Origin of the sequence: Acidovorax sp. CF316 (genome assembly GCF_000276605.1) — a bacterium.
Lineage (GTDB): Bacteria > Pseudomonadota > Gammaproteobacteria > Burkholderiales > Burkholderiaceae_C > Acidovorax.
Genome location: NZ_AKJX01000036.1, coordinates 1 through 21,501 on the forward strand (window position 1 = coordinate 1; position 21,501 = coordinate 21,501).

The following is a 21,501-nucleotide window of genomic DNA, read 5'->3' on the forward strand; positions in this document are numbered from 1 at the left end:
GGCTGCCGCTGGCGCCGCAGCCTTGGTGGCCGGGGCATCGGCAGCATGGGCTGCGCCCAGGGAGAGAAGCAGGCCCAGGGCCGTCAGGGAGAGAAGCTTTTTCATGGTGTAGTGCTCCGGTGGTAAGGGCATCCAATGCAACCCGCATCGGATTGCCCGATTACAACGTACGGGCATCGGCCGGCGCTGACATGCCGGGCAGGCTGCCAGAATTCTTTACGATCTGTTGCGCGGGCGCAGCGCCTTTGGGGGCCTGCCAGGGCCGGATTTGGTGGCGTGGGCAACACACCCCGCCAGGGCGTTCGCGGCCGGCCCCGTAAAATCCCCCGATGCTCTCTGTCAAACACGATCTGCTGGCCGCGCTCGCGGCCGAGCTGGACATCCTTTCCCCTGGCGCTGGCGCCAAGGCGGCGTTCGAATCCCCCAAGGTGGCTGCGCACGGCGACTTCGCCTGCACGGCGGCCATGCAACTGGCCAAGCCGCTCAAGCTCAACCCGCGCGCGCTGGGCGAGCAGCTCAAGGCCGCGCTGGAGGCCACGCCCGCCTTCACGCGCTGGGTGGATGCCATCGAGATCGCCGGCCCCGGCTTCCTGAACATCCGCCTCAAGTCCGCTGCCAAGCAGGAAGTGGTGCGCGAGGTGCTGTCCGCTGGCGAGCGTTTCGGCTACCAGCCCGACCGCGGTGCCAAGGTGCTGGTCGAGTTCGTCTCGGCCAACCCCACCGGGCCGCTGCACGTCGGCCATGGCCGCCAGGCCGCGCTCGGCGATGCCATCTGCAACCTGTTCGCCACGCAAGGCTGGGGCGTACACCGCGAGTTCTACTACAACGACGCGGGCGTGCAGATCCAGACCCTCACGCACAGCACCCAGTTGCGCGCCAAGGGCTTCAAGCCTGGCGACGAATGCTGGCCCACGGATTCCGAGAACCCGGCCAGCAAGGCCTTCTACAACGGCGACTACATTCAGGACATCGCCAACGACTTTCTGGCGAAGAAGACCGTCAAGGCCGACGACCGCGCGTACACCGCCAGCGGCGACGTGGACGATCTGGAGTCGATCCGCCAGTTCGCCGTGGCCTACCTGCGCAACGAGCAGGACAAGGACCTGCAGGCCTTCAACCTCAAGTTCGACGAGTATTACCTGGAGTCGAGCCTGTACACCAGCGGCCGCGTGGATGCCACGGTGGGCAAGCTCGTGGCCAATGGCAAGACCTACGAGCAGGACGGCGCCCTGTGGCTCAGGAGCACGGACTACGGCGACGACAAGGACCGGGTCATGCGCAAGCAGGACGGCAGCTACACCTACTTCGTGCCCGACGTGGCCTACCACATCGCCAAGTGGGAGCGCGGCTACACCAAGGTCGTGAACATCCAGGGCACCGACCACCACGGCACCATCGCCCGCGTGCGCGCCGGCCTGCAGGCGGCGGAAGTGGGCATTCCCCAGGGCTACCCCGACTACGTGCTGCACACCATGGTGCGCGTGGTCAAGGGCGGCGAAGAGGTCAAGATCAGCAAGCGCGCGGGCAGCTACGTGACCCTGCGCGACCTGATCGAATGGACCAGCAAGGACGCAGTGCGTTTCTTCCTGCTCAGCCGCAAGCCCGACACGGAGTACACCTTCGATGTGGACCTGGCCGTGGCGCAGAACAACGACAACCCGGTGTACTACGTGCAGTACGCGCATGCGCGCATCTGCTCGGTGCTGCGCGGCTGGGCCGAGCAGGGCGGCGGCGATGTGGCCTCGCTGCAGGGCGTGGACCTGTCGGCGCTCGAAGGCCCGCAGGCCCAGGCGCTGATGCTGCAACTGGCCAAGTACCCCGAGATGCTCACCGCCGCCGCCGAGGGCGAGGCCCCGCACGACGTCACGTTCTATCTGCGCGACCTGGCCGCCAGCTACCACAGCTATTACGATGCCGAGCGCATCCTGGTGGACGACGAAGCCGTCAAGCGTGCGCGCCTGGCCCTCGTCGCCGCCACCGCGCAGGTACTGCACAATGGCCTGGCTGTGCTGGGCGTATCGGCCCCGGCCCGAATGTAAGCAAGCAACCACTACCATGAAGAACAAGCAACTGGGCGGAACCATCATCGGCTTTATCGTGGGCGTGATCTTCGGCCTGGGGGCCGCACTGGCGGTCGCCGTCTACGTGACCAAGGTGCCCGTGCCATTCCTGAACAAGGGGGGTGCACGCGGCACCGACCAGGACGCGGCCGAAGCGCAGAAGAACAAGAACTGGGACCCGAACTCGCCGCTGTACGGCAAGAACCCGGCCCGACCACCCGCCACAGCGGCGTCGGCCCCCGCCACAGCAGGCGTGTCCCCTGCGCCTGCGCCCACCGCCTCGGCACCTGCCGTGGCCGCGGCGGACCCGCGTGCCGCCGCATCGTCGGCCAAGCCCGCCGCCGCTGCGACCACCAAGCCCGGCAGTGCTGATCCGTTGGGTGACCTGGCGGCTGCCAAGGCCGCTGCCGCGCCCGGCAACAGCGCGGACCCCTTCGACTACTTCGTGCAGGCCGGTGCCTTCCGCACCCAGGCCGATGCCGATGCCCAGCGCGCCAAGCTGGCCATGCTGGGCTGGGAGGCCCGCGTGAGCGAGCGCGAGCAGAACGGCCGCACCGTGTTCCGCGTGCGCGTCGGCCCCTTCACCAAGCGCGACGATGCCGCCCAGCTCAAGGACAAGCTCGACACCACCGGCGTCGAGTCGGCCCTGGTGCGGGTGCAGCGCTGAGCGCGGGCCGGCCTGAACTTTTTTCGGGGGCGTGGCTCACACCCCCACACCCGACCCTAGGAGAGTCATTTTGATGAAACGCCGCGAGTTTTCCCTGTCTGCCGCCTCTGCCGTGGCCGCTTCCGCCCTGGCCCTGCCCGTGGCAACCCCTGCACTCGCGCAAGCGCGCCAGTTCAAGGAGGGCAAGGACTACCGCAAGCTCGACAAGCCCGTCGCGCCCGAGGCGCCGGCCGGCAAGGTCGACGTGATCGAATTCTTCTGGTACGCCTGCCCCCATTGCAACGCCTTCGAGCCCACGCTCGAGGCCTGGATCAAGTCCGCGCCCAAGGACCTGGCGATCCGCCGCGTGCCGGTGGCCTTCAATGCCAGCTTCGTGCCGCTGCAAAAGCTGTACTTCACCCTGGAAGGCATGGGCAAGGTCGCCGACCTGCATGCCAAGGTCTTCCGCGCCATCCATGTCGAGAAGGCCAAGCTCGCCAAGGACGATGAAATCATGGCCTGGATCGCCACGCAGGGCGTGGACGTGGCCAAGTTCAAGGAAATCTACAACTCGTTCACCGTCTCCAACCAGGTGCGCCGTGCGTCGCAGCTGCAGGATGCGTATGGCGTGGAAGGCGTGCCCTCGATGGGCGTGGCCGGCCGTTTCTACACCGATGGCACCATGGCGGGCAGCATGCCGGTCGTGCTGCAGGTGGTGGAGCAACTGGTGGGCGTGGCCCGCAAAGGCTGACCGTTTCTGGACAGGACGCGGTCCTGCAGATGCCAAAAGCCCGCGGATGCGGGCTTTTTTCATGGCGTGTCGCCGCGGGTGGCTACAATGATCTGCAAGATTCGTGCCCTATGAACTACCGCATCCTCCCGATCCTCCTCCTCTCGGCCCTGGCCGTTGTCCAGACTGCGGCCCATGCCGAAAAGGCCGACCGCAACAAGCCCATGAACATCGAGGCCGATGCACTGCGCCACGATGAACTCAAGCAGACCAGCGTGTTCACCGGCCGGGTGGTCATGACCAAGGGCACCATCGTGCTGCGTGGCGCGCGTCTGGACGTGCGCCAGGACGCCGATGGCTACCAGTTCGGCGTGGTCACGGCGGAGCCGGGCAAGCGGGCCTTCTTCCGCCAGAAGCGCGACACCCTCGCCGGGGCACCCGATGAGTTCATCGAAGGCGAGAGCGAGGTCATCGAGTACGACGGCCGCGCCGACAACGTGAAGTTCATCACCCGCGCCGAGCTGCGGCGCTTCCGTGAATCCACACTGACCGACGAGATCACCGGGCAGGTCATCGTCTACAACAACCTGACCGACGTGTTCACCGTGGATGCCAAGCCGCGCGGCAGCACCAACGCCGCAGGCGATGCCCCGGCACCCGGCGGCCGCGTGCGCGCCATCCTGTCGCCCAAGGAAACTCCGGCCAGCGCCGCTGCCCCTGCCACCCCGGCACCGAGCACGACCCTGCGCCCCAGCAACAGCCTGAGCGGCGGCGCCAAGTGAGCGGGCCTGACGTGAGCACCGTCGCCGGCTCACCGGCGGAAAGCCGGCTGGAGGTGCACCACCTCGAAAAGTCCTACGGCAGCCGCAAGGTCGTCAAGGATGTGTCGCTGGTCGTGCAAAAGGGCGAGGTCGTGGGGCTCCTGGGCCCCAATGGCGCGGGCAAGACCACCTCGTTCTACATGATCGTGGGCCTGGTGCGCAGCGATGCCGGCGACATCCGCATCGATGGCCACTCGGTGGCCCACATGCCCATCCACCGGCGCTCGCGCCTGGGCCTGTCCTACCTGCCGCAGGAAGCCTCGATCTTCCGCAAGCTCACGGTCGAGGAGAACGTGCGTGCCGTGCTCGAACTGCAGCGTGGCGAGGATGGCCAGCCGCTGCCGCGCGCGGCCATCGAGGAGCGCCTCACGGCCCTGCTCACGGAGCTGCGCGTGGAGCACCTGCGCGCCTCGCCTGCGCTGGCCCTGTCCGGCGGTGAGCGCCGCCGCGTGGAGATCGCCCGCGCGCTGGCCACGCAGCCACGCTTCATCCTGCTGGACGAACCGTTTGCCGGCATCGACCCCATTGCGGTGATCGAGATCCAGCGCATCATCGGTTTTCTCAAGGCGCGCGGCATCGGCGTGCTCATCACCGACCACAACGTGCGCGAGACGCTGGGCATCTGCGACCACGCCTTCATCATCAGCGACGGCCACGTGCTGGCCCAGGGAACCCCGTCCGAAATCGTCGACAACGCCGAAGTGCGCCGGGTGTACCTGGGTGAACACTTCCGCATGTAGCAGACCGATGGACCGCACGTTCGCCATGCACCTGCCTTCGCGGCAGCCCACCGGGGCTGTGCGATGAAGCCCGGCCTGTCCCTGCGCGTATCGCAGCATCTGGCGCTCACGCCCCAGCTGCAGCAGTCCATCCGCCTGCTGCAGCTGTCCACGCTGGAGCTGGGCCAGGAGGTCGAGCAGATGCTCGACGAAAACCCCTTTCTCGAGCGCAATGCCGACGAGGCGCCGCGCGAAGAATTCGGCGTGGACACGGCCGATGCGCCCGTGCAGCCGGACGACTACAGCGCCGACGACGCGGTCTATTCCAACGCACCGGGTTCCAGCACACCGAGCGAGTCCGTCCCCGATGCACCCCAGAGTGACGCGGAACTGGGCAGCAGCGCCAGCGACGAGCCTGACTGGAGCGGCGACGGCACCGTGGACGTGTCCCCCAACGATGCCGAGTGGGGTGGCGATGCGCCGGCCCGCAACCGCAACGATGCCGAGGGCGACGAGACCGACGCCACCGAGCTGGCCCGCACCCACGAATCGCTGACCGCCTTCCTGCACCGCCAGGCGCTGTCGCTGCGCCTGTCCGAGGTGGACCGCGCGGCGCTGCGCTTCCTGATCGAATCGCTCAACGACGACGGCTACCTCGAGGAGCCGCTGGAAGAGCTGGCCATCGCCCTGGCCGGCCCTGACGACCTGGAGCAGATCGAGGAGCTGGTGCACCGCTTCACCGTGGCGCTGCGCTTGCTGCAGAGCCTGGAGCCCGTGGGCGTGGGTGCACGTGGCCTTGGTGAATGCCTCACGCTGCAGCTCACGGCCCTGGCGGCCGACGAAGACAGCGATGCCGACCCCGACACCGTGCAGACCGCGCTGCGCGTGTGCCAGCAGCCGCTGGAGATGCTGGCGCGCCGCGACATCCGCCGCCTGACGCAGCTGTGCGGCGACGGCGAGGAGCGCACGCGCGCCGCCATGGCCCTGATCGCGCGGCTGGAGCCGCGTCCGGGGCGCAAGTTCGTCGATGTGGAGCGCAACATCATCGTGCCCGACGTCATCGTGCGCAAGGCCGGGCGCGCCAATGGCCGCGACGGCCAGCACAACTTCATCGTGGCGCTGAACCCCGACGTGATGCCGCGCCTGCGCGTGCACGACATCTATGCCGGCGCCCTGCGTGGCCACAAGGGCGGCGAGGGCCACCAGGCCATGCAGCAGCGGCTGCAGGAGGCGCGCTGGTTCATCAAGAACATCCAGCAGCGCTTCGACACCATCCTGCGCGTCTCGCGCGCCATCGTCGAGCGGCAAAAGAGCTTCTTCACCCATGGCGAGCTGGCCATGCGCCCGCTGGTGCTGCGCGACATCGCCGACGAGCTGGGCCTGCACGAGTCCACCATCAGCCGCGTGACCACGGCCAAGTACATGGCCACGCCCATCGGCACCTACGAGCTCAAGTACTTCTTCGGATCGGGCCTGGGCACCGAGACCGGCGGCAATGCATCGAGCACCGCCGTGCGTGCTCTCATCAAGCAGTTCGTCGCGGCCGAAAGCCCGGCCAAGCCGCTGTCGGACAGCCAGATCGCCGAGATGCTCAAGGAGCAGGGCATCGAGTGCGCGCGCCGCACCGTGGCCAAGTACCGCGAGGCGCTCAAGATCGCGCCGGCCAACCTGCGCAAGGCGCTCTGATCAGGGCAGGCTGCGGAAGGCCCGGCTGGAGATGCTGACGGCATTGCCGTCCGGGTCCTTGGCGTTGGCGAACGCATAGCCGTTGGCCTGGTGCGTGGGGCCGAAGGCCAGGTCCTGCGCCAGCGCATGGGCCTTGAAGGCTTCCACGTCGGGCACATGAAAGCACAGCTTCACCCCCGCCTGGCCCAGCTTCACGCTCTTGGCCGCCTGGTGGATCAGGATGCAGGCCCCTCCGTTCGGGGCCTGCAGCTCGATCAGGCCTTCCACCACCTCGCCCGTGGTCGCAAAGCCGAAATGCGTGCGGTAGAAGGCCGCGCTGCGCTGCATGTCGCGCGCATAGACCATCACGGTACCGAGGACGGGGGGCTCCATCAGGGCGCTTTCGAGGCCGGTGCGCGCCGCAGCGAGCGCAGCAGCTCCAGCGCCTGGGCCGTAGGCTCCTGCGGAGCGCCGTTGACGAGCACCGTGAAGGTCACGCGCAGTTCGTTCATGCCCAGCACACCCTGGGTCAGGTGCTTGTAGCCGTCCGGCTCGGGGGCGCGATCGGTGGCCGAGAAGTAGTAGCCCGTCTTGCCCGCGGCGCCCAGGTCCTTGAGGGGCAGGTCGCTCTCGACGGCCTTGGGCTGGGCCCGGGTGGCACCGGCCTGGACCAGCCCCCGCAACTCGTCGGCGGTGGGGGGCCTGGGCGCACTGCCCACAGGCCAGATGGGCGTGATGAGCATCTGCAAGGCCTTGGCATCAGGGCCGCTGATGGCCACCGAGGGCGGCAACTCCCCGTGCGGGCGGCGGACCTGGGCGCGCCATTGCGCGGGCAGGTCGATCACCAGATCGTCGCGGCCGGGCAGGGCAACGCGCAGTTCTTCGGAGAGAACCGGCAGGCACAGGAAAAAGGCAATCGAAGCGAGGGCAGTGCGGAGCATGGAATGGAAGAGGGGGTTACGGGCGTTTCGCAAAGACGGCGTCGTAGGACTGGGCGCTGAAGCCGTTCACCCGCTGGCCATTGGTGAGCAGCACCGGCACGCCACGCGCACCAATTTGCGCAAAGGCGGCCTTGCCGGTGGGGGTGTCCACGTCGAATTCCCGGTAGGCAATGCCCTTGCCGCCCAGGTAGGCCTTGGCTGCCTTGCAGTAGCCGCACCAGGTGGCCATGTAGAGCGTGACCTCGCCCCGGGGCTGGGCGGCTGCTGTAGGGGCACCGGCGGCCGCCTGTCCGGGTGTGGCCGGTGGCAGCGGGTTGCCCGGGACCACGCTTATGGGCGGGGCCTCGAGCTTCATCGTCTTTTGCGCCGCGCCTGAAGCCGGCGGCTGGTCGCTGTAGACGACTTTTCCGCTCGCGTCCACGGATTTGTAGAGCGTCTGGGCCTGCAGCGCGCCCGTGAGCGCGGCCGCAGTCAGGGCAAGGATCAGGCGGCAGCGCAGGGTGTGCATGGGGGCTCCGGGTAAAATCGGGATCCCGGGAGCATAAAAGACTTCTGCCGCCCCGAGGCCTGCCGGGGCAATGCCTCACCCGCATGGGCCATCTGTGCCAACCGGCATGCAGCGCCTGGGGCGTCCCAGGCGCCCGGTTCGCTGCCCTTTCTCGACCCTCTGTTTCCCCGCCCCATGGCCCGCATCGTCTTCGACCTCCCCGCGCATTTCGGTTTTGCCACCGAGCTGCAGATCTACATCAGCCATGTCAACCAGGGCGGGCACCTGGACAATGCGCAGCTGCTGAGCCTGGTGTCGGAGGCGCGCGTGCGCTTTTTCCAGTCGCTCGGCTACCCCGAGGCCGATGTGGGTGGCCTGTCCACCGTGGTGGGTGACATCGTGGCGCAGTACAAGTCCGAAGGCTTCCATGGCGAGACCATGCGCGTGGAGATGGCGCCCGAGGACCTCAACCGCTACGGCTTCGACCTCGTGTTCCGCATGACCGAGAAGACCTCGGGCCGCGAAGTGGCACGCGGCAAGGTCGGCATCGTCTTCATCGGCCGCAGCGACCGCAAGGTGGCGCCCATTCCCGAATCCATCCGCCAGTTGCTGCTGGCGCGCGCATCCTCCAGCACCGCTACTGCGTAAGCGCGTATCCTGTCGCCCAGTGCCATGAACCAACTCCAACTTTTTCTCCCCTGCGCCGCCGGTGTCGAGGGTTACCTCGCCGACGAGGTGCACGCCATCACCGGCCTCACGGGCCAGGACCTCCTCATGGGCCGGGGCGGCGTGCTGCTGCGCGCCTCGTGGCGCCAGGCGCTGCTGCTCAACCTGCACAGCCGCCTGGCGCAGCGCGTGCTGGTGCAGCTGGCGCACCGGCCCTACCGCTCCGAGAACGACCTCTATGGCATTGCCAGCGAGGTGGCCTGGGAGATCTGGTTCACCACGCGCCAGACATTCAAGGTGGAGGTCACGGCCCAGCACAGCCCGCTGCAGAGCCTGAACTTTGCCGGCCTGCGCGTGAAGGACGCGGTGGCCGACCGCTTCCGTGCCAAGACCGGCGTTCGCCCCGACGTGAACACCCAGTGGCCCGACGTGCGCATCCACCTGCACCTGACCACCGAAGAAGCCACGGTCTACATCGACACCTCGGGCGAGCCGCTGTTCAAGCGCGGCTGGCGTGAGGACAAGGGCGACGCCCCGCTCAAGGAAACCCTGGCCGCCGCGATGATCGCGGCCAGCGGCTGGGACCCGCTGGGCGATGACCCCGTGCCGCTGTACGACCCCTGCTGCGGCAGCGGCACCATCGCCATCGAGGCGGCGCAGATCGCCTGCCGCATCCCGGCCGGCATGCTGCGCCGCTTTGCCTTCGAAAAGCTGCTGCCCTTCCAGGGGCACGTGTGGTCGGCGATTCAGGCCGAGGCCGAGAGCGCGATCCGCCCAAGCCCCGTGCCCATCTTCGGCAGCGACGTGGCCCACCGCATGGTCGATTTTGCGCAGCGCAATGCCGAGCGTGCCGGCGTGGCCGATGCCGTGCAGCTGCGCGGCGGCGACGCCCTGCAGCGCATGCCGCCCAGCGAGCAGCCTGGCGTCATGCTGCTCAACCCGCCCTATGGCGAGCGCATTGCCGCCGCCGGCTCGGCCGGCCAGAACGCCAACGAGCGCGCCGCCGAACGGGCCCTGGGCGCCAGCGTGGGCCGCGAGGCCGCGCACACTGACGACGGCGGCGAGTTCTTCAGCCAGCTGGCCACCCACTGGAAGAAGAACTATGCGGGCTGGACGGCCTGGATGCTGACCCCCGACCTCAAGTTGCCCGGCAAGATGCGCCTGAAGGAGTCGCGCCGCGTGCCCATGTGGAACGGCCCCATCGAGTGCCGCATGTTCCGCTTCGACATGATCAAGGGATCGGTGCGCGCCAAGCCATCGTCCGAGGCACCACAGAACGGTCCGCGCGATGCGGGTTGAGCTGGCGCTGCCGGCCCAGGCGCCGGCAGGCGAACCTGCGCGCCCCGTGGTGGTGGACACCAACGTCGCGCTCGACCTGCTGATCTTCTCCGACCCCGCGACCGTGCCGCTGCGCCAGTTGCTGGCCGAAGGGCGCCTGGACTGGATCGCCACGCAGGTCATGCGCGACGAACTCGAGCGTGTGCTGGCCTACCCGCACATCGTGGGCCGCATGGACTACTACCGCGTGGACGCAGCGCAGGTGCTTGCCGCCTTTGACGCCCAGGCGCGCCTGGTGGATATCGCCCCCCGTGTGGCCTATGTCTGCAAGGACACCGACGACCAGAAGTTCGTCGACCTGGCGGCGGCGCACCGCGCCATCCTGCTCAGCAAGGACAAGGCCGTGATCTGCATGCGCAAGCGCCTGCTCACGCTGGATGCGCATGTGGCGACGGCACTGGTGCTGGAGATGGCGGGCGAACCCACCTCCGCCGACGCCTGAATCCCCTCGTCAGCGGTCGAAGCTGAAATCGCCCGCCGCGTGCACCTGCCACGCACCCTCGCCCTTGAGTTCGAGCACATGCGTGTGGTGCTTGAGCACGGCCGGGCGGTGGGCAATGCTGATGAGCGTGGTGCCGCTGGCGCGCAGGCGTTCGTAGAGCGCCGCCTCGTTGGCGCTGTCCAGTGCGCTGGTGGCCTCGTCCAGGATCACGATGCGCGGTGCGCGCGCCAGCACCCGGGCAAAGGCCAGGCGCTGCTGCTCGCCGATGGACAGCTGCTTTTCCCAATCGTGCGAGGCATCGAGCCCGCCCACGCGCTCGGCCAGCGATTCGAGTTGCACTTCCTGCAACAGCTCCAGCAAACGTTCATCCGACAGATCGGTCTCTTTCATGGGGTAGATGATCTGACTGCGCAGCGTGCCCATCTGCATGTACGGGCGCTGGGGCAGAAAGAACACGTCCTCCATCGGCGGGTGCTGCACGGCGCCGCTGCCGGTGCGCCACAGGCCCGCTATCGCACGCAGCAGCGAGCTCTTGCCGCAGCCGCTGGGCCCGGTGATGAGCAAGGCATCCCCGGACTGCAGCTGCAGCGACAGGTCCTGCACCAGCAGGCGGCCGAATTGGGGCGTGTAGAGCGTGAGCCCCTCGATGGCCATGGCTTCGCCGATGCGCGTGGCGATCTGCGGCGCGGGCTCTGCGGGGGGCTCTTGCGGACTGCCGGTGCGCGGTGCGACGGCAGGTTCGGCCCAGGGGGTGGGCGCGGCAGGCGTCTTGAGGACCATCTGCGACAGCGCGTGCAGGCGGTCGATGCCGGCCACGAAGCGGCTCAGGCTCTCGAAGTTGTCCACGATCAGCGACACGGCGCCGAGCACTGCCGCAAAGGCACCCGCCGCCTGGATGGCGCGCCCCACCTCGAGCTCGCCCGAAAGCACCCCATTGGCCAGGATGATGCTCGGCAGCACCAGCGTGAGCTGGCTGAACGAGCGCTGGAACAGGTTGAGTGAACGCTGCTTCTTGATGAGCCGAGCGTAGTTGGTGAACGCGGCTTCGAAGCGGTGGTCTATCTGTGCGCGCTCCTGGGGCTCGCCGCGGTAGAAGGCGATGGACTCGGCGTTCTCGCGCAGCCGCATCAGCCCGAAGCGAAAGTCCGCCTCGCGCCGGATCTGCCAGAAATTGAGCCGGATCAGCGGCGCGCCGAACAGGTACAGTGCGCCGAAGGTGCCCAGCAGCGCATACACCGCGAGGAAGGCCACCAGCACCTTGGAAATGGACCACAGCACCGCGCTGAACGCCACCAGCTGCATGAGCGAGCCCAGGAAGATCAGCAGGAAGTGCGTGGACCGCCCGGTGAAGGTGTTGATGTCCTCGCTGATGCGCTGATCGGGGTTGTCGATGTCGCTGCCGGTACCCAGCTCGTAGTACTTGCGCTCGCCCAGGTAGCCATCCAGGAAGCGGTGCGTGAGCCAGCGCCGCCAGTGGTTGGAGAACGCATCGCGCATGTAGTAGTAGAAGGCGTACACCGGCACCGCGAAGGCCAGCACGATGAGGCTGGCGCGCACCGCACCCCAGAAGCGGTCGGCCTGCTTGGCGGCCAGGGCCGAAGTCATCTCGCCGGTCTTGTCGATCAGCATCACGGCCAGCTGCGTCTCGCAGACCATCAGGCCGATGAGCAGCGCGAGCAGGCCCCAGGCAGTTCTCTTCTTGTCACCCATCCAGTAGGGACGGGCCACGCTCATGAACTGTTTCCATGCCGAGAGGGACAGGGTGGGAGGGCGGCGGCGACGGGGCTTCTGCGCGGCCGGTGGAGGGGAGGCGGGCGCGGTGGGTGCTGGCAGGGTGGCGGCAGGGGTAGGCATGGACAAAGGCTGAAAAGGGAAGCGGAAACGGGAGCACCGCTTTCACGATAGGCGGCCCATCCCCGCCCGCTTGTCAGCCAATGCCTACGGACCGCTAAGGACGGGCCCGCGTTGCGCGCTGCCCCTGCCCGCGGCCCTGATCAGGGCCGCAGCAGGTCGTACGCCGCGCGCACGCGCTGCATGTCGCGGCCGAGCCGGCGGCTTTGCGGCAGGTGGCGCATCCAGGCCATGCGCCGGATGCTGGTGGCCATCACGGCCTGCAGCTCGGGGCTGCCGGCGGACACCCAGGCGGTCCACATCGCGCGGGCATCGTCGAGCGCACCCACCAGGCGCAGGTAGATGGCGGTGGAATGCGCGTAGCACAGCGCATCGCGGGCATGGCACACGGGCAGCGGCAGCACGGCCGCCGGGTCGTCCTCGAAGTCGATGTAGCCCACCACGCCATCGGGGCAGCGCACCAGGTTGCGCGCAAAGGCCTGGCTCAGGCAGGTACCGCTGGCGTGCACCTGCGCAATGGCCGCCAGGCCCTGCTGCCACAGCGCCAGCACGGCGGCAGGGCCGGCGGACACGGCATGGTCGATCTCGTTGCCCAGCGAGGGGGTGTGCTGCGCGGGACGGCCCAGGTGGCGCATCAGGAAGCCATCGTCCTGCGCGGCCAGCACGGTCGGCACGCGCAGGCCCCGCGCCTGCAGGTCGCGCAGGCGCCGCACCTCGGTGGCAATGGCGGCGCGCCCGCCGGTGTTGGGCACGGGGCGCAGCACCTCCAGCCGCAGCAGGGCGGCCAGCACCGCCATAGCACGGTAGCGGCCGGTGCCCAGGGGCGCGCCCTCCTTCTTGAGCCACACCTGCTCATCACCGAGCCGGTAGCTGGCCACGTTGAACTGCTGCTGCGCAAGCTGCTGGCGCAGGTAGCCTGCGTAGTCGATGGTGTTGCCGCCCGGGGTCGTGTCAGGAACCTTGCCTGTGTCCATCGTCATACGGCGGCATTGGCGGGCAGGTCGCCGACGGCAGCCACGGCTGCGTGGGCCACCTCCACATGGTGGGGCACCGAAGGCTCCAGTGCCGGTTCGCTGGCCGCGAAGCTGTGCGCGCTGGCCAGGGGCCAGTACAGGCGAAAGACATTGTGCTGCGCATCGAGCGGGCCCAGCAAGGCGCCGGGCTGCATGCGCGTGATCAGGTTGGACAGGAGGCGCACCTCCGTATCGCTGATGCGGCGCACGATGTGGTGGGCCGTGATGTCCTTGGGGTGCTGCAGGCCGGCGGCCTGTACGAGTTCCTGCAGCGCATGCAGGGTGCTGCGGTGGAACTGCGCCACGCGCGAGGCCTTGTCGGGCACCACCAGGGCCTGCTGGCGCTGCGCGTCCTGCGTGGTCACCCCCGTGGGGCAGTGGCCAGTATGGCAGCTCTGCGCCTGGATGCAGCCCAGCGCCATCATGAAGCCGCGCCCGGCATTGCACCAGTCGGCGCCCAGCGCCATCATGCGCGCGATGTCGAAGGCGGTGATCACCTTGCCCGCGCAGCCGATGCGCACGCGCTCGCGCAGGTTCACGCCGACCAGGGTGTTGTGCACCAGCAGCAGGCCCTCCTGCAGCGGCGCGCCCACATGGTCGCTGAACTCCACGGGGGCGGCGCCCGTGCCCCCCTCGGCCCCGTCGACCACGATGAAGTCGGGCGTGATGCCGGTGATCAGCATGGCCTTGACGATGGCGAACCACTCCCAGGGGTGGCCCAGGCAGAACTTGAAGCCCGTGGGCTTGCCGCCCGAGAGCTCACGCAGGCGGGCGATGAACTGCATCATCTCCACCGGGGTGGAAAACGCGCTGTGGCGCGAGGGCGAAATGCAGTCCTTGCCCACCGGTACGCCGCGCGCGGCGGCAATCTCGATGGTGACCTTGGCCCCCGGCAGCACGCCGCCATGGCCCGGCTTGGCGCCCTGGCTGAGCTTGAGCTCGATCATCTTCACCTGCGGGTCCTGCGCATTGGTGGCAAAGCGCTCGGGGCTGAAGCTGCCATCGTCGTTGCGGCAGCCGAAGTAGCCCGAACCGATCTCCCAGATCAGGTCGCCGCCGTGCACGCGATGGTGCTGCGAAATGGATCCCTCACCCGTGTCGTGGGCGAAGCCGCCGAGCTGCGCCCCCTTGTTGAGCGCCAGCACCGCGTTGGCCGACAGCGCGCCGAAGCTCATGGCCGAGATGTTGAACACGCTGGCATGGTAGGGCTGGGTGCAGGGCGACACGGAGGGGGACGGCGCGCCGGGGCTGCCGCCGATCCAGGCCCGGAAATCATGCGACGCGAGGTGCGTGGGCGCCATCGAATGGTTGACCCACTCGTAGCCCTGGGCCCCTACGTCCAGGTGCGTGCCGAAGGGCCGGTTGTCGGGCTCGCCCTTGGCGCGCTGGTAGACCAGCGAGCGCTGGGCGCGCGAGAAGGGCGCCGCCTCGCTGTCGCTCTCGATGAAGTACTGGCGCACCTCGGGGCGCACGTACTCGAGCATGAAGCGGATATGCCCGATGACCGGGTAGTTGCGCAGGATGGCGTGGCGCGTCTGGCGCACGTCGTAGACGCCCACGGCCACCAGGCCCCCGAAAACCAGCACCAGCGGCAGGCCCACACCGAACACCACCAGGGCGAACAGCGCCAGCAGCAGGCCCAGCACGCACAGTGCAAAGGCCGTGTAGCGCACCGGGTACAGGGAATTGAGTTGGTGGAGCATCGCTTGTCCTGGTTCTTTGGGGGGCGCGGCGGGAGGGCTACACTGGCCGCCTTTGCGCGGGTGGCGTTGCCGCCCCCCGCACTGTGCCCCGGTGCTGCGCTCGGGCGCAGTCCTTGCGCATCATAAAAGTAAAACTTTGATTCCAGCAGCCCGACCACGGAGCCCCGCCATGACCGACCCCATCGAAACGCCCGAAACCGATCCCGAAACCCCCGCCCTGGCTGCTGCCCTGGGGCCCGACGAGCTCGAAGAGATCGACAACCTCCTCGACGACCTGCGCTCGCGCGGCGACGAGATTCCCCAATGGGAGTTCTGCGACGGCTTCCTGACCGCCGTCATCTGCAACCGCCGCCCCATCGCGCCGGCCGAGTACCTGCCCATGCTGCTGGGCGATGGCGCCGAGCTCGAAGTGGCCGAGGGCGAGCCCCTGCCCCTGCTGCCGGCCTTTGCCGATGCGGCCCAGCAGGCGCGCTTCCTGGAGTTGTGGACACGCCGCTGGGACGAGGTGGTGCGCCAGCTCGATGCCAAGGTCGACCGTCTGGACGACGACCAGACCTTCCAGCCCGAGGCCATGGACATGCGTGGCGCGGTGGCCAGCCTGACCGAGGAGCAGCGTGCCGAGATGGATTCCGAGGAGCAGGACATCCCCTCGTTCGGCCAGGTCTGGGCCCTGGGTTTCATGTTCGCGGTGGAGAACTGGCCCGAGGACTGGGCGGCCCCGCGCGACAAGGAGGCCGCCCAGTGGATCAACGACGCGCTGGACAGCATCGTCGCCCTGACCGAAGACGACACCGGCAAGCCCGAAGTCTGCATGTTCGACGAGAACGGCCCGCCCAGCACCAGCCAGGCCCGGGTGGAGGCTTTCGGCGAGGCCATCTGGGCCGTGTACGACCTGCGCCAGGTCTGGAAGAGCCTGGGCCCGCGCGTGGAAACCCTGCGCAAGGCGCCCGAGCCCGGCCGCAACGACCCCTGCCACTGCGGCAGCGGCAAGAAGTACAAGAAGTGCCACGGCGCCAGCTGATCGGCAGTTGAGCCCTTTCCCGGTGGCGCACACGGTTGCGGTGCGCCACTTCCACGGGCGCAGCGCCCGTGGGTGTGTTGCCTGCTTTCTCTCCCCCATCCCCGTTGACCCGGCGCGCCTGCGGCGTGCGGCTGTCCCATGAACGCCTCCACCCTGTCCCGCCTGCGCGCCGAATGGGCACCGGTCAGCATTCCGCGCGAACTGCTGGCCGGTGCCGTCGCCACCTTTGCGCTGATCCCCGAGGTCATCGCCTTTTCCTTCGTCGCCGGGGTGGACCCTTCGGTGGGGCTCTTCGCCTCCTTCGTCATCAGCCTGGTGATCGCCTTCGTGGGCGGGCGGCCGGCCATGGTCTCGGCGGCGGCGGGCTCCGTGGCCCTGGTGGCGGCGCCGCTGGTCCAGTCGCATGGGCTGCAGTACCTGCTGGCTGCCGGCGTCCTGGCAGGCCTGGTGCAACTGGCTTTCGGGCTGTTGCGCATGGGGGTGCTGGTGCGTTTCGTCTCCAGCTCGGTGCGTACCGGGTTCGTCAACGCGCTGGCCATCCTGATCTTCTCGGCGCAGTTGCCGCACCTTGCCGGCGCGGGCGCGGCCACCTGGGCCATGCTGGCCCTGGGGCTGGCCGTCATCTACGGGCTGCCCGCCCTGGGCCAGCGCCTGGGCTGGCGCGCGCTCACGGCGATTCCCTCGCCGCTGATCTGCGTGGTGCTGCTCACGCTGCTGGCCTCGGGCATGGGACTTTCGTTGCCCACGGTGGCAGACCTGGGACGCCTGCCCGATGCACTGCCCCTGCTCGGCCTGCCCGAGGTGCCCGTAACCCTGGAGACGCTGCGCATCATCGCGCTGCCTGCGCTGGCGATCGCCATGGTGGGGTTGCTCGAATCGGTGCTGACCGCCGCCGTGGTGGATGAGATGACCGACACCCCGAGCTCGAAGAACCGCGAGTGCGCGGGCCTGGGGGTGGCCAACATCGCAGCCAGCCTGTTCGGCGGCATTGCCGGCTGCGGCATGATTGGCCAGGCCGTGGGCAACGTGAGGTACGGCGGTCGCGGTCGCCTGTCCACCCTGTTCGCGGGCGTGTTCCTGCTGATCCTGATGGTGGTGCTCAAGCCCTGGGTGTCGCAGGTTCCGGTGATCGCCCTGGTGGCCATCATGGTCATGGTGTCGGCCTCCACCTTCGACTGGAAGTCGCTCGGCACCCTGGTGCGCCACCCGCGCCTGTCCAGCGCCGTGGTCCTGGCGACCGTGGTGGTGACCCTCTTCACGCACAACCTGGCGGCCGGCGTGGCTGCGGGGGTGCTGCTCAGCGGCGTGTTCTTTGCCTTCAAGGTCGCGCGCATGCTCACGGTGCGCTGCGTGGACGATGAGGCCGGCGGCCTGCGCACCTGGCAAGTCACGGGCCAGGTGTTCTTCGCCTCGGCCGATGCCTTCATCGATGCCTTCGACATCCTGGGCGCCGAAGGCCGGCGCGTGCGCATCGACGTCTCGGGTGCGCATTTCTGGGACGTCACCGCCGTGGCAGCGCTTGACAAGGTGGTGCAGCGCCTGCGGCACCACGGCTGCACGGTGGAGGTGCTGGGGCTCAACCAGGCCAGTGCGTTGCTGATCGACCGGCTGGGCAACCCGCCCGCCGCCGGAGACTGAGCCGCTCAGCCTTTCAGGCCACCGCGGGCTCGTGCATGCGCATGGGGGGCCGGTCGGCGGTCTCCCGCTGGCCCAGCACGTCCAGGCCATGTGCATAGCCCTGCTGCACGATCTGCTCGAAGCGGTTCCACTGCAGCATGCCCACGCGGTCCATGGGCGGGTTGAAGTACAGGTCCGTGAGCTGCTGCGACTGGCGCTGGCGCGACATGCTGTACAGGATGGTCACGTTCATCAGGTAGCTGGCCAGGGAGGGCAGCTTGTAGCGGCGCTGCGCGCGCGGGCGCAGTTTGTCGCGCAGCAGCGCCCAGCTGCTGGGCACGTCGTCCAGGTCGATGCGCCGGGGCTTGCGGAAGTTCAGGTCCACGCCGATCACGGTGCCCACGCCGCGCATGCCGCGCATCACGTCCACGGGGAAGTTGTTGAACGTGCCGCCGTCGCACAGCAGGTCGCCCTCGTGCACCACGGGGGGCAGCGCACCGGGGATGGAGATGCTGGCCAGCAGCGACTTGACCAGGCTGCCGTGGCGCACCACCTGCTCGCAGGCGCGCGAGTAGTTGGTGGCCACGCAGTAGTAGTTCTTCCACAGGTCCTCGACCCGGGCCGGAAAGCCCACCAGCCGGCCCACGGCCTCATCGAGGATCTGGCGCAGGCGCCGGCCCTTGATCAGCGAGAGCATGGGCAGCAGGTTGAAGTCGCCCGTGGGGTTGGTGCGAAAGGCCTCGCGCGCATTGGCCATCACCGCGTCCAGCGGCTGGTCCGAGGCCACATACGCCGCCATCACCGAGCCGATGCTGGTGCCGCCCACGCAGTCGATCTCCACGCCCTGTTCCAGCAGCGCGCGGTACACGCCCAGGTGCGCAAAGCCGCGCGCACCGCCGCCGGCCAGCACCAGGCCCACGGCCGTGCGGCTCTGGATGCGGGCCAGGCGGGCCATGTCGCGCTCCAGCGCCGGGCGCACGTGCACATGGTCGGACACCGCGCGGCGCGCCAACCACTGCTCGGTGCGGCGCGGGCAGCGGGTGTCGGCCGGGTGCAGCAGCACCAGGATCTCGGCCGCCTCGGTCAGTGGCGCGCGCTGGGCCAGGCACTGCGCCTCGATGGGGTGGATGGCGGGCTCGGCCGATGCGTCGGCGAGCAGCAGCAATTCATCGCAGTGGCGGCTCACGCGGCGCGTCCAGGGCGTGGGCTCGGCATCGGCCAGCAGCAGCACGAACTCGTTGCGCGCCTCGATCTCGTCGAGCAGCATGGCAATACGCCGGTTGGCCGAGGCATCGGCCCCTTCGCGCTGGGCGATGCCGGGGTCCTGCAGCTCGCGGTCCACCGTGGCGGAATCCACCACGCGCACCTTGCCCGGCGCGCCGAGCTGGCGCGCGAGCTTCACCGCAAACCCCTGCAGGTCCACGCCCGCGCTGATGGGCAACAGGCCCATGGCCACGGGGCGCTCCATCACCGGATTGGCCGAGCGCGACTGCAGCCGTTCGATGATCTGGCGCGTGAGCGCGATCGACACCTGGGCACTGCCCGCCAGCAGGTTCTTGAACACCGGTTTGGTCAGCCGCACCAGCACCGAGTCGCGCACGGCGACCACGGTGGCGGCACGCGGCGCATCGGTGAACAGGCTGATCTCGCCGATGGCCTGGCCACGGCCCATGTCGGCTACGCGGCGCTGGCAGCCATCGTCGCCGCGCACATAGGCGCGCAGGCGGCCGCTCACGGTGAGGTACATGGACTCGCCGGGGTCGCCCTGGTTCATCAGCGTGCCCCCGCCAGGGATCTCCACCCACTCCATGTGGGAGCGCAGCAGTTCCAGCGCCTCGGGCGCCATGCCCTGCAGGAAGCTGCGCAGGTGTTCCATCAGGAGCTGGTTCTGGGTGGCGGTGAAAGGCGACATGGCGGCAGCAACGGGCAGATCGGGCGGCTCCATGCAGTAGCGGGCGCGGGACCGAAGGGGTTCCAGGTGGCCGCAGGCGCCCGGCCGGGAGGGCCTGCCCGCAGCATGCGAAGCCGCGAATTCTAGGGACGCACCAGCGCAGCGCCCCACCCCGCCCGGGTAGCGGGCGCGGGTGGCGTGAACAAATGCACGCTCTGCGTTCCGAATCTCTTGGCGATCTCCTGCGCGATCGCCAAGAGGCTCTTACTTCTTTTCCTGCGCCAGGAATTTCGCCAGGTTGCCAGCCGCCGTGCTGCGCACCTTGCGCTTGAGCGAGGGCGACCAGCCCAGCAGCAGGCCGGGCGTGCCCAGGGCCTGGCGCGACCAGCGCCAGAAATTGAAGCGGTCGCGGTGCGTGGCGATCAGGCCTTCGGGCGTGAAGGTGAACGCGCCGTCGATGATGTTGTGCACCTTGCGCCCCGTGGCGCTGAAGAGGTAGTGCGCCTCCCAGTGGGCGCGTCCGCTCTTGTCATCGGCCTCGATGCCGCTCGACTCGAGTTTCCAGTGCTCCCGGCCATTTTTGCTGGTGGCCGTGGCGAGCATGCGCCACATGCCGCCGATCTGCTCGCGCCCCTTGAGCGAGAACGCCTCATCGTCGAAGCTCGCGTCGGGCGCGTAACAGGCCTGCATGGTGGCATGGTCGAGCTGGCCGAAGGCGGTGTAGAAGCGCTGCAGGGTCTGGGCGTTAGGGTGCATGGATGGAGGCTCCGGTAGGTGCGGGGCGGGCATGTGGGCCCGGGCGGAAGATGCTACACCGGGGCCGTGCCGGCCTGCTGGCGCCTGGGCGACCCGGTGTGCGCCTCAACCCAGGTAGCCATGCAGCCGCTGCAGCGCGTGCGCCACGGTGGCCTGGCGCACGGCGGCACGGTCGCCCGGGAAGCGCTGCAGCTCGGTGTGCACGGCGCCGTCCACGGCCCAGCCGAACCACACCGTGCCCACCGGCTTGGCCGGGCTGCCGCCCGTGGGGCCAGCCACGCCGGTGACGGCCACGCCTACCTGCGCGCGCGAACGTGCCACCGCGCCCGCGGCCATGGCGCGTGCCACCGGCTCGCTCACTGCACCGTGGGCTTCGATCAGTGCCTGCGGCACGCCCAGCAATTCGGCCTTGGCCTCGTTGGAGTAGCTCACGAAGCCGCGTTCGAACCACTGGCTCGACCCCGACAGGTCGGTGCAGGCCGCTGCGATCATGCCGCCCGTGCAGCTCTCGGCCGTGGCCAGCATCTGCCCGCGCGCGAGCAGTCTGGCCGCGATGTCGGCCAGCAGCCGGGTCTGGTTTGCCGGATCATCGCTCATGCCCAGAACCTCCACAGCGCAATCACCAGCAGCGTGCAGAAGGCCGCCACGAAGTCGTCCCACAGGATGCCCCAGCCACCGCGCCAGCCAAAGCCCTTGAACAGGCCATCGGCCCAGGCCACGGGGCCCGGCTTGGCGGCATCGAAGAAGCGGAACAGCGCAAACGCCACCAGTTGCCCCCACCAGCCCATGGGCATGGCCAGCCACAGCACCAGCCAGAAGGCCACCACCTCGTCCCAGACGATGCTGCCGGGATCGGCCACGCCCAGGTTGCGCGCGGCCACCGTGCAGGCCCACCAGCCTACCACCGTGCTGGCGGCGATCAGGAGGCCCATGTGCAGGGGGCTCAGCCATTGCTGCAGCGCCAGAAAAGCCAGCCAGGCCCAGAGCGTGCCCACGGTGCCGGGGGCGATGCGCGACAGCCCCGCGCCAAAGCCCAGCGCAATGCAGTGGGCCGGGTGCGAGAGCATGAATCTGGCAGTGGCGCGGCGCGGCGCAGCGGGCGGCGCTGAAGAAGGGGATAGGGGGTCCATGGCG

At 68.9% G+C, this 21,501-nt stretch carries 21 protein-coding genes; 11 read left to right on the forward strand and 10 right to left on the reverse strand.

Features of this window, described 5'->3' with window-relative positions:
- Nucleotides 1-329: 329 nt before the first annotated feature.
- From argS to PMI14_RS04690, 6 genes are all read left to right on the forward strand, one after another.
- Nucleotides 330-2,039: an arginine--tRNA ligase gene (argS, locus tag PMI14_RS04665; RefSeq protein ID WP_007850376.1), complete on the forward strand. Its 1,710-nt coding sequence runs from the start codon at nucleotides 330-332 to the stop codon at nucleotides 2,037-2,039.
- A gap of 16 nt (nucleotides 2,040-2,055) precedes the next feature.
- Complete coding sequence (locus tag PMI14_RS04670; protein WP_007850378.1) at nucleotides 2,056-2,727, forward strand: SPOR domain-containing protein; 672 nt, start codon at nucleotides 2,056-2,058, stop codon at nucleotides 2,725-2,727.
- Nucleotides 2,728-2,800: 73 nt separating this feature from the next.
- Entirely contained in the window at nucleotides 2,801-3,457 is a 657-nt protein-coding gene (locus PMI14_RS04675; protein ID WP_007850380.1) for a thiol:disulfide interchange protein DsbA/DsbL, read from the forward strand.
- Nucleotides 3,458-3,567: 110 nt separating this feature from the next.
- On the forward strand, nucleotides 3,568-4,218 hold the full coding sequence (gene lptA, locus PMI14_RS04680) for a lipopolysaccharide transport periplasmic protein LptA (protein ID WP_007850382.1): 651 nt from the start codon (nucleotides 3,568-3,570) through the stop codon (nucleotides 4,216-4,218).
- On the forward strand, nucleotides 4,215-4,997 hold the full coding sequence (gene lptB / locus PMI14_RS04685; protein WP_007850384.1) for an LPS export ABC transporter ATP-binding protein: 783 nt from the start codon (nucleotides 4,215-4,217) through the stop codon (nucleotides 4,995-4,997). The genes lptA and lptB overlap by 4 nt, the downstream gene beginning before the upstream one ends.
- 63 nt (nucleotides 4,998-5,060) lie before the next feature.
- Entirely contained in the window at nucleotides 5,061-6,662 is a 1,602-nt protein-coding gene (locus tag PMI14_RS04690) for an RNA polymerase factor sigma-54 (protein WP_007850385.1), read from the forward strand.
- Here the strand turns inward: PMI14_RS04690 and PMI14_RS04695 are convergent, their stop codons facing one another.
- The 3 genes from PMI14_RS04695 to PMI14_RS33350 are packed head-to-tail and all read right to left on the reverse strand — an operon-like array spanning nucleotide 6,663 to nucleotide 8,090.
- The gene (locus PMI14_RS04695) at nucleotides 6,663-7,034 is read right to left on the reverse strand and encodes a VOC family protein (RefSeq protein ID WP_007850387.1); all 372 of its coding nucleotides are present in this window, start codon (nucleotides 7,032-7,034) and stop codon (nucleotides 6,663-6,665) included.
- Nucleotides 7,034-7,582, reverse strand: coding sequence for a hypothetical protein (locus PMI14_RS04700; protein WP_007850389.1), 549 nt, complete (start codon nucleotides 7,580-7,582; stop codon nucleotides 7,034-7,036). Before PMI14_RS04700 ends, PMI14_RS04695 begins: the two co-directional genes overlap by 1 nt.
- Nucleotides 7,583-7,598: 16 nt before the next feature.
- Nucleotides 7,599-8,090, reverse strand: a complete 492-nt coding sequence (locus PMI14_RS33350) for a glutaredoxin domain-containing protein (RefSeq protein ID WP_007850391.1) — start codon at nucleotides 8,088-8,090, stop codon at nucleotides 7,599-7,601.
- Between the two features lie 174 nt (nucleotides 8,091-8,264).
- Here PMI14_RS33350 and PMI14_RS04710 point away from each other — a divergent pair, with 174 nt between their 5' ends.
- Genes PMI14_RS04710 through PMI14_RS04720 form a run of 3 tightly spaced genes read left to right on the forward strand, consistent with a single transcriptional unit; the run spans nucleotide 8,265 to nucleotide 10,515 of the window.
- A complete protein-coding gene (locus PMI14_RS04710; RefSeq protein WP_007850393.1) occupies nucleotides 8,265-8,717 on the forward strand; it encodes a thioesterase family protein in 453 nt (150 codons plus the stop codon).
- 24 nt (nucleotides 8,718-8,741) lie between these two features.
- Nucleotides 8,742-10,034: a class I SAM-dependent RNA methyltransferase gene (locus tag PMI14_RS04715; RefSeq protein ID WP_007850395.1), complete on the forward strand. Its 1,293-nt coding sequence runs from the start codon at nucleotides 8,742-8,744 to the stop codon at nucleotides 10,032-10,034.
- Nucleotides 10,024-10,515, forward strand: coding sequence for a putative toxin-antitoxin system toxin component, PIN family (locus tag PMI14_RS04720; protein ID WP_007850396.1), 492 nt, complete (start codon nucleotides 10,024-10,026; stop codon nucleotides 10,513-10,515). Before PMI14_RS04715 ends, PMI14_RS04720 begins: the two co-directional genes overlap by 11 nt.
- Nucleotides 10,516-10,524: 9 nt before the next feature.
- Here the strand turns inward: PMI14_RS04720 and PMI14_RS04725 are convergent, their stop codons facing one another.
- The 3 genes from PMI14_RS04725 to PMI14_RS04735 form a co-directional block, all read right to left on the reverse strand.
- Nucleotides 10,525-12,249 (reverse strand): ABC transporter ATP-binding protein/permease, encoded by a 1,725-nt coding sequence (locus PMI14_RS04725; RefSeq protein ID WP_007850398.1) that lies wholly within the window; start codon nucleotides 12,247-12,249, stop codon nucleotides 10,525-10,527.
- 260 nt (nucleotides 12,250-12,509) lie between these two features.
- A complete protein-coding gene (locus tag PMI14_RS04730; protein ID WP_007850399.1) occupies nucleotides 12,510-13,346 on the reverse strand; it encodes a hypothetical protein in 837 nt (278 codons plus the stop codon).
- Nucleotides 13,343-15,082 (reverse strand): FMN-binding glutamate synthase family protein, encoded by a 1,740-nt coding sequence (locus PMI14_RS04735; protein WP_007850402.1) that lies wholly within the window; start codon nucleotides 15,080-15,082, stop codon nucleotides 13,343-13,345. The genes PMI14_RS04730 and PMI14_RS04735 overlap by 4 nt, the downstream gene beginning before the upstream one ends.
- A gap of 169 nt (nucleotides 15,083-15,251) precedes the next feature.
- On the opposite strand from PMI14_RS04735, the gene PMI14_RS04740 reads away from it, so the two are divergent.
- On the forward strand, nucleotides 15,252-16,103 hold the full coding sequence (locus PMI14_RS04740; RefSeq protein ID WP_007850405.1) for a UPF0149 family protein: 852 nt from the start codon (nucleotides 15,252-15,254) through the stop codon (nucleotides 16,101-16,103).
- 138 nt (nucleotides 16,104-16,241) lie between these two features.
- Complete coding sequence (locus tag PMI14_RS04745; RefSeq protein ID WP_007850408.1) at nucleotides 16,242-17,741, forward strand: SulP family inorganic anion transporter; 1,500 nt, start codon at nucleotides 16,242-16,244, stop codon at nucleotides 17,739-17,741.
- Between the two features lie 13 nt (nucleotides 17,742-17,754).
- Here the strand turns inward: PMI14_RS04745 and PMI14_RS04750 are convergent, their stop codons facing one another.
- The 4 genes from PMI14_RS04750 to PMI14_RS04765 all read right to left on the reverse strand — a co-directional run bounded on the left by PMI14_RS04750 (nucleotide 17,755) and on the right by PMI14_RS04765 (nucleotide 21,497).
- Nucleotides 17,755-19,632, reverse strand: a complete 1,878-nt coding sequence (locus tag PMI14_RS04750; protein ID WP_052024328.1) for a patatin-like phospholipase family protein — start codon at nucleotides 19,630-19,632, stop codon at nucleotides 17,755-17,757.
- Nucleotides 19,633-19,875: 243 nt separating this feature from the next.
- Complete coding sequence (locus PMI14_RS04755) at nucleotides 19,876-20,367, reverse strand: nuclear transport factor 2 family protein (RefSeq protein ID WP_007850413.1); 492 nt, start codon at nucleotides 20,365-20,367, stop codon at nucleotides 19,876-19,878.
- A 105-nt stretch (nucleotides 20,368-20,472) separates the two neighbouring features.
- The gene (locus tag PMI14_RS04760; RefSeq protein ID WP_007850416.1) at nucleotides 20,473-20,964 is read right to left on the reverse strand and encodes a CinA family protein; all 492 of its coding nucleotides are present in this window, start codon (nucleotides 20,962-20,964) and stop codon (nucleotides 20,473-20,475) included.
- On the reverse strand, nucleotides 20,961-21,497 hold the full coding sequence (locus tag PMI14_RS04765; protein WP_238541802.1) for a phosphatidylglycerophosphatase A: 537 nt from the start codon (nucleotides 21,495-21,497) through the stop codon (nucleotides 20,961-20,963). Before PMI14_RS04765 ends, PMI14_RS04760 begins: the two co-directional genes overlap by 4 nt.
- Nucleotides 21,498-21,501 lie beyond the last annotated feature (4 nt).